This window comes from Iningainema tapete BLCC-T55, assembly GCF_014698965.1.
Lineage (GTDB): Bacteria > Cyanobacteriota > Cyanobacteriia > Cyanobacteriales > Nostocaceae > Iningainema > Iningainema tapete.
In genome coordinates this window covers 66,476-78,868 of record NZ_JACXAE010000080.1, presented here as the reverse complement: position 1 = coordinate 78,868, position 12,393 = coordinate 66,476, and the positions used below count along the sequence as shown (strand labels likewise).

The following is a 12,393-nucleotide window of genomic DNA, read 5'->3' as shown; positions in this document are numbered from 1 at the left end:
AGTTGTTCCCTTGTACCCTATCCTTTCATGTCGAATACCTGGACAATACTCATCATTGATGATTGTGCGGAGGATCGGGAAGCCTATCGTCGCTACCTCTTGAGGAATTCTGACCAGTCATACCAGATTTTGGAGGCAGACTCGGCAGAAGATGGACTTGCTTTGTGTAAGGAAATTCATTGCGATTTGATTCTGGTGGATTTTTGCTTACCTAGTATGAATGGGTTAGAGTTCCTTGATAGGTTAAAGCAGCAATTAAATCAGACACCTGTACCCGTAATTATGCTGACGGCATATGGGGATGAAGAAGTAGCTGTAGCAGCGATGAAAAGTGGCGCTCACGATTATTTGGTTAAGCAGCATCTCAAAGCAGATGTGCTAAAATTAGCAGTCCGTAACGCAATTAAGCAGTCGCATTTACAAAAACTGCTAGGTAAAACCCAGGAACGACAACGGTTAATATATACCACAGCTTTGCGCATTCGTCAATCTCTAAATTTAGAGGAAACGCTCAAAACTACAGTTGCGGAAGTAAGACAATTGCTTAAGTGCGATCGCGTAGTGGTATTCCAGTTTATTAATGATACAAATGGCTTGGTTGTGGCGGAGTCAGTTGGTCAAAACTTTTGTGTAACATATGGGATAGAAATTAAAGAAACCTACTTTCAACAAACAAAAGGGATAAATTACGAAGGAAATAAACAGACTATCACTAATATCCATAATGCTGAGTTAAGTGATTGCTACCGTAATTTGTTAGAAAGGTTTGAGGTGAAAGCTAATTTAGCAGTACCAATCCTTTTAAGTAACAGCGGAAATAAAATTCCTAAACTTTGGGGTTTATTAATTGCCCACCAATGTTCACAAGAAAGACAATGGCAAGTAGATGAAGTAAACATCCTTGATGAATTATCGGTGCAATTGGCGATCGCGATCCAGCAAGCAGAATTACTAGCTCAAACTCAAGCAGCACTAGAGAAACAAAAGCAACTGAACGAATTTAGATCGCAAATCATCGCCACAGTTTCCCACGAGTATCGCACACCCTTAGCTTCAATTTTGGCTGCGGCATCAACGGTGAAACAAAATTCTCATAAACTGGATGAATCTAGAAAACAAAGATTTCTACAAATTATCGAGCAAAAAGTCAGGCATATGTCCAAACTAGTGGATGATATGCTGGTTGTGAATCAATTTGAATTGAATAAAACCAAGTTTAAGCCAGTCTCGCTCAATCTCAATCAATTTTTTGCTGAATTGATAGATGAACTACAGCAATTAACTAGCGAACAGCATAAATTAATATTTAAAGTAACAGGAAATAACTTCAGCTTTTGTGGTGACAAAGGACTTTTGCGGCAAATATTTAGCAACTTAATGTCCAATGCAATTAAATATTCTCCAGAAGGTGGTAATATTGAATTTCACTTGATTGAAGAAGAAACACAGATAGTTTTCTCTGTTCAAGATTGGGGAATTGGCATACCAACAAAAGACCAAGAAAACTTGTTTCAATCCTTCTGTCGTGGCGGTAATGTTGGCACAATTTCCGGAACAGGTTTGGGACTTGTAATTACTAAAGCTTGTGTAGATTTGCACGGTGGTAAAATTACCTTGTCAAGTCAATTAGGGCAAGGAACTAAGGTGACAGTCAGTTTACCTTCTTCAATTTGTCCATGAACCGACAAACCATCAGTGTTCAACTATCGTACTCGTGAAATTCCAAATGTGAAACTCCGGGCGGGAATGACATTAACAATCGAACCAATTGTAACAGCAGGTTCTAATCAAACTCGCACTTGATCAGACGGTTGGACTGTAGTTACACTGGATAAATCCCTAGCTGCTCAATTTGAACATACATTATTAGTGACTGACAATCGATACGAAATCTTAAGAGATTGCCCTTCGGGCACGCTACGCGAACGCACAAAGGTTTAGTCATTTGTCAAACCAGCCAATCAGTAAAATAGATAAAGTTATGCTCATAATTATGGCTATTCAGATACATGATTTATTGTCAACCGTAAATCCTAACTTAGATGTGTAGCGTTTATTTTGGGAAAAGTGTTGATAACTAGATATAATAAGGCTTTTCAGAGCCGGAATGCATGATTTTACAAGCATTTTGGCTCAATACCTAGATTAAGTTTTGGTTGACAAGCAACAGAGCAACGCAATAGCACATAAATCTACTACAACAGTGGTTTGGAGTTTATAGTCACATAACCAGCACGCTTAAAAGCGATATTACATCAACAGAAAATTCTTTAAAGCATCTGGAAAATATGATTTGTCTTTTGTAGTAAAGCATATAGGAAACTTGTTTTTGTTCTTTTCAGGGTATTTATGGTATATAATAATCCAAGTACGTCTGAGCCAAAAGAAGCATATATTGCTAAGGCTAGTCTTAACGACCAAGCTACAGAAAAAGACTTTCTTGGTTTTGAGCCTTATGTTACAGCGATCGCAGAATTCTTAACTAATCCCGTTACCCTACCCCCACTTACTCTTTCAATTGAAGGTGAGTGGGGTAGTGGTAAATCTTCCTTTATGAAGCAGCTACAGAAAGCAATAGTCGAGGTTTCGCGTCAGAATTTTGAAAAGGAACTTAAACAACGCAAAGAGGAACTTCAATCTAAAACTAATAAGTATAACGCCAAAAATTTACTTAATAAATTACGTGCTTTCCCAAAGCTAATTAGCATCATTAAAGAATCGCTTAGCATCAGCTTTACAAAATTTAAACATCCAAAAACAGTATGGTTCAATGCTTGGAGGCATGATAAAGCAGAAGCTTTATGGGCAGCTTTCGCACTTGAATTTTTACGACAGATTTCTCAAGTTCGTCGGCGTCGTGATATCTTTCGTGTGCTGAAAGGAAATATTAAGCTATTTTTTCTTCGCTTTGATTGGAAAAACGGATTTCAGACTATTTCTTTGGTGTTACTTGGTTTACTGGTTGTAGTAGTAATTGTTATTGTTGCTTTGTTTATAGGAGATGATTTCATTGAGAAATTAACTCAACTATTGTCTCGCAACTATCTAAAGCCAATTAATCTGCGAACACTCTTACAATTAGTAACAATTTTATTTGGCGGAATAGGCGTTGTTTCTGTTTTACTAAAGTTGTTCAACATGGGCGATTCCAAAAACGATTTGACTAAATATCTTCGCTCTCCTAACTATCAAAATCAAGTTTCTTTCGTTGAAAGTTTTCATAAAGACTTTAAGAAGATTGTCGAGGCGTTTGCAGGCAAGAACAAGGTGTATGTTTTCATTGATGACATTGACCGTTGTGAAGTCCCTAAGTGGGCTGAGCTAATGCTTGCTATAAATATGATGATATCAAACGACCCGCAATTGATTTTTATTCTTGGAATGGATCGGGATAAAGTGGCAGCGGGTCTTGCAATCAAATACAAGCAATTAATTCCTTATTTAGTACTAGAATCAGAAAATAGAGTCAGGCGTAGTTCATCTCCCAAAGGAATGGATTACGCTTATACTTTCATGGAGAAGTTTATTCAGTTACCTTTCCAAGTACCACAACCTAGTAAGGAAGTTTTTGACAGTTTTTTAGAACACATTTCTCGTCCTGCATTACAAGAGACTAAGGCACCAAAACGTAAGCGTAAGTTAAGACAACAATCTCAATCAGAACCAGAACCAACTAACAATCCAGAGCAGGAACCTTTACCTGAAACCCAGATAATACAACAACGCATTGAGCGCATCAAAGTAGATGTAACTAAAGATTCGACAACTTGCGAAATCGTATTAATGGTTATTTCTGCTTTGGATTATAACCCCCGTCGGGTAAAGCAGTTTATTAATCTATTTAGATTGAAAGCGTTTATCGCTGCTTCTACAGGTTTATTTGACGATGTGCAGTCAGAGGATTTTAATAAACAACATTTAACGCTAGAGCAGTTAGGGAAATTTACTGTGCTCGTTTTGAAATGGCCCCGGCTGCTTGTTGATTTAGATGCAGACCATGCGCTCATGAAAAAATTACAAAATTATGCTCTCAGTGTGTCTCCTAACTTTGATGATTATGACAGTACTACAAAATACTGGGGAGGCGATGCAAAACTTGTTGAACTCCTTCGCTATTCTGATAAACAAGAAACTCAGGACTCAAAAATAATGATAAATGAAAAATATAGCTTAGAAGGTATAGATATAGCTAAACTGCTACAGGTTTCACCACGTATTACCCGTCCAAAACAACAGTCTGAAAAAGGTATAGATTATACTAAACTAGAAAATTTACTGAAAGCAGGACAGTGGTTTGAAGCAGACTATGAAACTTACTTGGTGATACTCCAAGCTGTTGGTCGCAGCACAGGTGATTGGATCAGAGTTGAAGAACTGCTGAACTTTCCTTGTACAGACCTCCGTACCATAGACAGCTTATGGGTAAGATATAGCAATGGGCGTTTTGGCTTCAGCGTTCAGAAACGAATTTACCTTGAAGTCGGGGGAATGGCCGACGGCAAGTTCTATGAAGAAGCTTGGAAAAAATTTGGCGATCGCGTGGGATGGAGGGAGAAAGGACAGTGGATTGGCTCTTCAAATGTAGTATTTAATACAAGCGCTCCACAAGGACATCTCCCAGAGTACGTGTGTTATGAGAAACACATCCACGAAAGATGGTCTATTCTCTCGCATCGCTGCTTGTAAAGTGTAACTTATAGTGCGATTATTCGGCTAGAAACCAGTTCTATTAAGGATTTGGAGGATTATCTGTTATAAAAATTCTTTAGTAATTAGTACGCCAGAACGCTTGTTCCAATTAGAGTTAGATATTTCTAAGAAACACTCACAGATGAGGAAAAACAATGAACCGTCTTCTTACACCAACAGAACATTTGATGTGGTTAAGCAGCCAGAATAGTCCAGAAAATGTTGTTTTATGTGCAACAATTAAAGGAATGTTGAGCGTTAAGCAGCTAACTGACGCTCTGGCTTGGGTACAACGTCGTCATTCTCGACTTGGCTTGAGAATTGTAGTTGAACAAAATAATCGACCGCGATTTGTTTCTGAAAACGTCCCGAATATCCCACTTAAAGTTATTCCCAGACAAGGAGCGGAGCATTGGTGTCAGGTTGTACAAGAAGAACTATTGCACCCTATACCTTGGAATATTGGTCCACTTCTGCGTTTCGTGTTGCTGCAATCTCCTAATGAAGCTAATTTAATTCTCACCTTCGATCACTGTATTGGTGATGGGATATCAGCAGCTTATCTCATTCGGGATATCTTACGTTACATAGGTGAACCAGATAGCGATCGCTCCCTACTACCTGATTTGCCCCCCATTGACGAACTGATTGAAACTGCTTCAGATACAGTAGGGCAAGACAACAAAGAGTGGACTCAACTTCCTGAAGTTGCACTACTTACCCATCCGCAACAAAAACAGGATTTTTCAGATTGGCAGTTACGTTTACTCCATTGGAATTTTTCCCATGAAGATACAACTCAACTTGTTGCTAGATGTCGAGAGCAGCAAACCACTGTTCATGGTGCAATATGTGCTTCATTTTTGTTAGCGCTGGCTACTGAGAAAAACCTACAACTTGAAACTGTTATCTACTGTCACTCTCCGATAAATCTTCGCAAATATCTTCACCCACCCATCGGTGAAAACTTTGGTGAATATATTACTAGACCAACAACTTCTCACACCATCACTAAGAGTTCCGAGTTTTGGGACTTAGCCCGCGATGTCAAACACAAGCTTAATTTAGTAATTACAGAAGGGAAATTGTTTGAAGATGTATCAAGAGCACGGTCTTTGTTATCTAACTGCTATCAAGGAGACAGATTTGTCGATTTCAGAAACCAAATCACTGTCGATTTAGCAATCACCAATATGGGACGGTTAAATATTCCTCATCAGTTTAATGACTTGGAACTACAGGAACTCTATGTAACAGTAACTGGTCCAAAAACCCTACCAATTATAATAGGTGTAGTAACACTAAAAGGTAGAATGTGTTTGACGTGGCGTTATCCAGAGTCAGTACTTCCCAATGCCAGCGCACAGAGAATCAAACTTGAAGCGATGCAGCGACTATCTGATGCCGCTCAAACAAAAATGATTTAAATGAAGAAAAAGCCTCGCTGTTGACACTCCGCTGTAGTCAAAATTTTCAAATTATGCATGAACAACCCGCTAAAAAAGGCACAGAGTCAACAGCCTAGTTTGGTGCCCCCCTTCATAAGGGGGGTTGGGGGGATCAAGTCTTAACCGAGAAGTATTGGGAGTCATTTGTCAAACCAGCCGATCAGTAACATAGAGAAGAGGTTATGCTTATAAAGCAGTCGAATACCCATGCGATATCTAGTTAAATTGCTTAAAACTGAAGAAGGCTATGCTGTCTGGTGCCCTGCCTTGCGCGGATGTTGTTCTCAAGGTGAAACGGAGACGGAGGCTTTAGAAAACATTAAGATCGCAATTCGAGAGTACTTGGAAGTTGTTGAGGAACTCAACCAGTTTGTCCACTTACTGTAACGGATCAACTAGAATCTCATCAAGTTGATTAATCACCACATCCGCACCTTTAACATTATCTGACTTACCTACCCAAGTAATACCGATGCAACCTGCGGCGTTAGCATTACGTGCCATTTGCATATCACCGACAGAATCTCCCACCATTAATGTAGCACTCGGTTCCACACCCAAAGCAAGACATGCTTGTAAAAATAAAACTGGATCTGGTTTACTTGGACCTTCATCAACACCCATCAACAATTGAATATAATCGCCTAACTTATGATACTTGACAAAATCGTTTACTTCTGATGTACTAGCCGCTGAGAGAATACCAAGTTTCAGCCCAGCATCAGATAGATACTTAAGAACCTCCAAACTACCAACAAATAGAGGCGAAGGAGTTACACCAACATATTTTTCCGCTTCCGCCAAAGCTTGACGGGCAATTTTCAGCGACTCAAACCATCCCCGCCCAGTTTCAGCAACATATGCTGCAGCCGCCACCTCCGTTTCACGACGACTTGCCACAGAAATTAACCCCGTAGGATCGAGACTATCACCATTAACACCAAAAGCCATCAACAAAGGCTCCCCAATACCAGGAATCTGCGCATCAATAATCCTTGCACCTCTTTGAGCAAGCGATCGCAAATAACTCTCCGAATCCTCCAAAGTACCATTCTTATCAAACAAAATCGCCTCAATATTAGCAAACGTCAAATTCCTACACCTAATCGTAACCAAATCACACCTCCCAAAATTACTGAAAAAATTTGTCAACCTCTTATTTTTTAATGTATCCTAATAAAGCAACTCCCCTCCCATCATAAAATCACCTATAGTCATCCTAAATAATTCGTGAACACTTTCATTTCTCTTCTTCTCTTTCCTTAGCGTTCTTGGCGTCTTCTCTTCTCCTGTCGGAGACGCTGCGCGAACGAGACGCTGCGCGTTGGCGAAGCCTCTCGAAGAGAAGGCGGTTCATAAAAAAAATATAACAGACCCAATAGAATAAACCAAACACTATCTTATACGATCAAAAGCCAAATGTTCAAACAAAAAAATCACCATACAAATACAAATCAACAACTAAAAATTTGGCAAACATTCCTAGAAATAGAAGAACGCATAGCCAAAGCAAGACAATTTTGCGTACCATTTCTCAGCCACAACATAGAAAACAACCCCAGAAGAGTCACATTTGAAATCAAACCAGAACTAGCAACCCTGGATGGAGCAAAACAAAACCCACTAGACGAAGATAACTTTTGGCAAAGAATTCGAAACGCCATTAACGAAGAAGTAGCCATCTGTGAATCTCCACCCCAACCAAGAAGCCGAAGAGAAATAGAAAAATTAGGAAATATCATAGACATTGACGAAAATAACAAAATTCGGATTAAACTAGATAATAATATAGTTGAACGCATAGCCTACGGACGTTACCAACTTCCCAAAAAAGGATTCATATATTTTGAAGCCGCAGGAGACATTCACCAAATCAACCAAAAGAAAAAAGCCTTAGAAAACCTGCAAGCAGGTAACACCAAAAACAAATACTTAAACAAATTTTTATTCAACGCAGCTACAGCCAGAATTCCCAAAAAAACGATTAAACTACAAACCCAAGACTTACTAAAACGCGACGCAAATCCAGATCAAATAGCAGCAGTAGAAACAGTACTATCCTCCCCAGATCTTATTCTAATTCAAGGACCACCAGGTACAGGTAAAACAACAGTTATTGCCGAAATTTGTTATCAAGTAGCCTTACGTGGTGGTAAAACACTCATTGCCTCACAAGCAAATTTAGCTGTAGATAACGCCTTAAGTCGATTAGTTCACAATCCTGTGATTCGTGCTTTACGTAGAGGAAAAGCTGAAAGAGTACAAGAAGAAGGTCAAATATTTTTAGAAGACAACGTAATAGGTACATGGTTACAAAATACTGCCAATGATTGTGAAAATAATCTATTAAAACGGCAAGAAAATTTAGAAAATATTCATAAATTGCTGATACCAGCACAACAATTTACAGAATACTTTCAAGCAGAGTTAGAGTTTCAACAACAACAACAGCACTTGCAAAATCAAAAGACGAGCTTAGAGATAAACTGTAGAAACAAAGAAACAATTTATAGTGTTGCGATCGCACAGAGAACAGAGATAGAATCACTCATAACAGGATTAGCAAATTTACTCAATGCTGCACCAAATATAAATTGGGAAGCCGAGGAAGTTGCCAACTTTTTACCACGTCTTCAACCTTATACAAAAGGTAACACTGTAGTAGAACATTTTGTAGCAAACGTGCGCAAAGCTATTCATCAAACTAATGAACTAGGCTTTACTCGCCCTGGATATGGTGCATTTGGATTGGCAGTTTGGTTACAACAGACTGTAGCAACAGGAATATCTGAACTGAGGACAATATTAGCTACTTGTGGTGATGTGACTACAGCTATATCTGAAGTTATAAGCTTGGTACAGATTTTAGAACAAAATTCTGCGTCTCTAGAGGAAGTGAAAAGAGATTATCAACAAATCCTCACAAAACAACAAGCAATACAACCGAAACTCAATAACTTAGAAAAGCGTAAATCAGAGATTGATTTTGTAATTACTACAGTTAAGGAATGGAAGTCTACAGCACATGCTAAACTGTACAAAATTTTAAAAAATTGTCAGCAAACAAGTGAACTGTTCAAAGATGATTTAGTTGAATTACCAGCAGGTTTATGGATGCTTGCTCGTTCATTAAACCTACCACTAGTACCAAAAAATTACAAAATCAACAGGATAAATCATCTACCCAACTGGGCGCAATTGAGAAATGCACTGTCTTATGAAGTAGAAGGAGGTTTGATTGACAGACGTGGTAAGCAGTATCGATTTAGTGAGTTTTTACACCAAAGTTTAAATCAAACTCCTATAGTATTATCAAGCAGCGATTATACTCATTGGCGAGAAATTGTCCAAAAATTTCTTAACTATTCCCAACTTAATCAGAATCAGAGGCGAATCTTAATTGAGAATACACACCAATTTTTGCATAAAATGGAACAGGTGTATGGTGCATCTTGGGAACCTAATAATATTGATGCTACTCTCAACCGGATTGCACAAGAATTGCTAGATAGTATTCTGACAAATGCACGTCAATGTGTTTTTCCGGTTAAAACTGAAACTGAGCAACAGTTACAAAGTCTGCGGGAACAGTTAAATGAATTTAAGCAAAAAGAAGCTAACTTGAAACAGCAAATATCTGCTACACAGTATCAGGTAGAAACAACCCAGCAAGAAATTAATTTAAAACTTAGTCCAGTTATTAATCTTTTGCAGAAGCTGAGTCAACAAGAAAATATACCAGAAAAAATACGTCATATCTCTAATCAATATCTTGCCAATCAATCGGAGATTTTACAAAACTCGCCACAGTTTTTCCAGCAAGTTCAATATTGGGAAGAGAGTGTTTCGCTTATACCGTTAATTTCTTCCTTGGAACCTTTTTCTGTTCTCCAAGTAATTCAAACAAGTTTACAGCAGGAGCTATCTAAGTTAGAAGTAGAATATGAGAATGCCAGACTGCAACTTCAAGAATCACGCCAAGAGTTAGCTACAGTTGAGCAGCAACTAAAAACGTATATACCAACTAGTTTAATTAAAGAGCGAGATTGGTGGCAGCAAGTATGGGCAGAAATACCAAGTAAATTTAAACCTGATATATCGAACAGTCAAATTTATGATTTAGAAGTTTTACATCAAATTAAATCACAATTTGACTTAGGGCAACAGGAATTAGCAAAAGAAGAAAATTATCTTGATCGCTACAAAGACTTTGTGCAAGACTGGATTGCTAAACTACGCAATCCATCAGCACAAGACGAAAACGATTTAAAACAGATTTATATTAATAATGCTAACGTCATTGGGATTACTTGTGTACAGGCGGCGAAGGGAGATTTTTCGAGAGAATTTCCGAGCTTTGATGTTGTCATTATTGATGAGGTGAGTAAATGTACTCCTCCAGAACTGTTAATTCCTGCTTTGAAAGGACAAAAGTTAGTTTTAGTAGGCGATCATCGACAGTTACCACCAATGCTACGTGATGATACTATAGAAGATGTTGCTGAGCAAGTGGGTAGTACAAAAGAGGAGCTAAGTTTTATTAAGGAATCTCTCTTCAAAATTCAATTTGAGTCTGCTGATGAAAGCATTAAAAGAATGCTGACAATTCAATATCGGATGCACCCGCAAATTATGAGGGCGATTAATCAGTTTTACGAGCATAAACTCAACTGTGGTATTCTGGAACCAGACAAGAGACGCGCTCACCAGTTAGTAACTAAAAATATTCAAGAAAATCACCATCTTATTTGGGTGAAAACTCCGGTTGGGCAGGGTTTTGCTGAGCAAAAAGAAGGTACATCACGCTTTAATGTACGAGAAGTTGATATAATTGAACGTATATGTGAGCAAATGGAAGCAGCATGGTTGTCTCAGGTGGCACTTGGTGAACCTAAGAAAGAAATCGGAATTATCACTTTTTATGGCGCTCAATTAAGATTAATTAAAGACAGAATTGCATCTGAAAAATATCCTTCTCTGAATATTCGTACTGGTACTGTTGATATATTTCAAGGTATGGAGCGTCCGGTAATTATTGTTAGTACTGTTTGTAATAATACCAGAAAAGATATTGGTTTTGCTAAAGAACCAGAACGGGTTAATGTCGCATTTTCTCGCGCTCAAGAATTGCTGGTAGTGGTGGGTTGTCATGATTTATTTACACAGCAATTGGGTACAGTGGGAAGTATGTATCAGGAAGTTTCTCAGGTGGTGCGTAGTTATGGAGGATTTGTAGATGTCTCAAACGTCCTCTGCTAAGCCAATCGATGCTAATTTAAGTTCATTAGTAGAGCAAATTGAGCAGCATCAAAATTTATCTGTGCTGGCTGCACGTCAATTTCGCTATAAGTTGTTACAAACACCAGTAGATGTTTCTATTACAGAGCCACGTAAGTTTAATGTGTTAGAGGAGTTTATTCTCCGTGCTGCTACTGAGTTTAATCCTGTGCCGACTGTGAAGGAATTGGCAGAGGTACTTGGGTTAGATTTGGTGTTTGTGAAAAGTACGGTGGAAAATTTGAAAGGCTTAATTAACCTTGAAGTTTCATCGGCTGGTGCAATTATACTTACCGATGAAGGGCGTATGTTGTATCAACAAGGGGGTGTGCCACTACCACCACAACTTAAACAAGTATATGCGATCGCTGATCCTTTTGCGGAAGTTTCTTTTCGCTTTGATTCTTTAGCGATGGAAGTAACAGACTTGCCTGATTTAACAGAAAAACTTCCTATAGATAGTGTAACACCTGATGTTAATTCCTTAACTTTATCAGATATTCAACAATTTATTCAAACTTCTGGATTAGGACTTCACATACCAGAAAATGGCAAAAATGTCAATAGTTTTTCTATCGCAGGTGAGTCTCATCCCTACTGGAAACCTATCTCAATTTTTGTTTTATTTGACGTTTTAGAAGATAAACATAAAATTCAAGTAAGGCGGGGTAAGCAAATTTTAGAGCAAGCATCTACTTGGCTGGCAGAATTAGAAAGTCAACAAAAAATTTCTCTAAATGATTTGTTTGAATCTCAACTTAATTTAGTTGCTCACAAGTCAAAAACTCCGACTAAGCCCAAGCGAACTAGGAAAAAAAATGCTCCTCACAGTATAACCTGAGGCGAGTCTTAGTGAGTCTCGTTCCCATGCTCAGCATGGGAATGTCTACTACGAGGCTCTGCCTCGCTTGGTTTAGGTTGAGGCTCCGCCTCAAGGAAGGCATTCCCAGCCGGAGGCTGGGAACGAGAGTGGGCCGGA

The 12,393-nt window shown here is 38.6% G+C and carries 7 protein-coding genes and 1 pseudogene; 7 read left to right on the top strand and 1 reads right to left on the bottom strand.

What is annotated here, in order from left to right:
- The first annotated feature begins 27 nt into the window (after window positions 1-27).
- The 5 genes and pseudogenes from ICL16_RS26185 (at window position 28) to ICL16_RS26170 (ending at window position 6,524) form a co-directional block, all read left to right on the top strand.
- Window positions 28-1,680, top strand: a complete 1,653-nt coding sequence (locus tag ICL16_RS26185) for a hybrid sensor histidine kinase/response regulator (protein WP_190833864.1) — start codon at window positions 28-30, stop codon at window positions 1,678-1,680.
- A gap of 3 nt (window positions 1,681-1,683) precedes the next feature.
- Window positions 1,684-1,941, top strand: a pseudogene (locus ICL16_RS46015) (hypothetical protein); the annotation flags it as partial.
- Window positions 1,942-2,349: 408 nt separating this feature from the next.
- On the top strand, window positions 2,350-4,686 hold the full coding sequence (locus ICL16_RS47375) for a GUN4 domain-containing protein (protein ID WP_337907124.1): 2,337 nt from the start codon (window positions 2,350-2,352) through the stop codon (window positions 4,684-4,686).
- 158 nt (window positions 4,687-4,844) lie between these two features.
- Window positions 4,845-6,116, top strand: coding sequence for a phthiocerol/phthiodiolone dimycocerosyl transferase family protein (locus ICL16_RS26175; RefSeq protein ID WP_190833862.1), 1,272 nt, complete (start codon window positions 4,845-4,847; stop codon window positions 6,114-6,116).
- Window positions 6,117-6,344: 228 nt separating this feature from the next.
- The gene (locus ICL16_RS26170; protein ID WP_190833860.1) at window positions 6,345-6,524 is read left to right on the top strand and encodes a type II toxin-antitoxin system HicB family antitoxin; all 180 of its coding nucleotides are present in this window, start codon (window positions 6,345-6,347) and stop codon (window positions 6,522-6,524) included.
- Here ICL16_RS26170 and ICL16_RS26165 read toward each other — a convergent pair.
- Window positions 6,516-7,253: an HAD family hydrolase gene (locus ICL16_RS26165; protein ID WP_190833858.1), complete on the bottom strand. Its 738-nt coding sequence runs from the start codon at window positions 7,251-7,253 to the stop codon at window positions 6,516-6,518. The genes ICL16_RS26170 and ICL16_RS26165 overlap by 9 nt on opposite strands.
- A 303-nt stretch (window positions 7,254-7,556) precedes the next feature.
- On the opposite strand from ICL16_RS26165, the gene ICL16_RS26160 reads away from it, so the two are divergent.
- Both ICL16_RS26160 and ICL16_RS26155 read left to right on the top strand, forming a co-directional pair.
- Window positions 7,557-11,396: an AAA domain-containing protein gene (locus ICL16_RS26160; protein ID WP_190833856.1), complete on the top strand. Its 3,840-nt coding sequence runs from the start codon at window positions 7,557-7,559 to the stop codon at window positions 11,394-11,396.
- The gene (locus tag ICL16_RS26155; protein ID WP_190833854.1) at window positions 11,374-12,255 is read left to right on the top strand and encodes a helix-turn-helix domain-containing protein; all 882 of its coding nucleotides are present in this window, start codon (window positions 11,374-11,376) and stop codon (window positions 12,253-12,255) included. Before ICL16_RS26160 ends, ICL16_RS26155 begins: the two co-directional genes overlap by 23 nt.
- The last annotated feature ends 138 nt before the right edge of the window (window positions 12,256-12,393 follow it).

Bases quoted from the DNA above. Each gene is read 5' to 3' on its own strand.
- ICL16_RS26185 (WP_190833864.1), top strand. From the start codon at position 28: ATGTCGAATACCTGGACAATACTCATCATTGATGATTGTGCGGAGGAT.
- ICL16_RS47375 (WP_337907124.1), top strand. From the start codon at position 2,350: ATGGTATATAATAATCCAAGTACGTCTGAGCCAAAAGAAGCATATATT.
- ICL16_RS26175 (WP_190833862.1), top strand. From the start codon at position 4,845: ATGAACCGTCTTCTTACACCAACAGAACATTTGATGTGGTTAAGCAGC.
- ICL16_RS26170 (WP_190833860.1), top strand. From the start codon at position 6,345: ATGCGATATCTAGTTAAATTGCTTAAAACTGAAGAAGGCTATGCTGTC.
- ICL16_RS26160 (WP_190833856.1), top strand. From the start codon at position 7,557: ATGTTCAAACAAAAAAATCACCATACAAATACAAATCAACAACTAAAA.
- ICL16_RS26155 (WP_190833854.1), top strand. From the start codon at position 11,374: ATGTCTCAAACGTCCTCTGCTAAGCCAATCGATGCTAATTTAAGTTCA.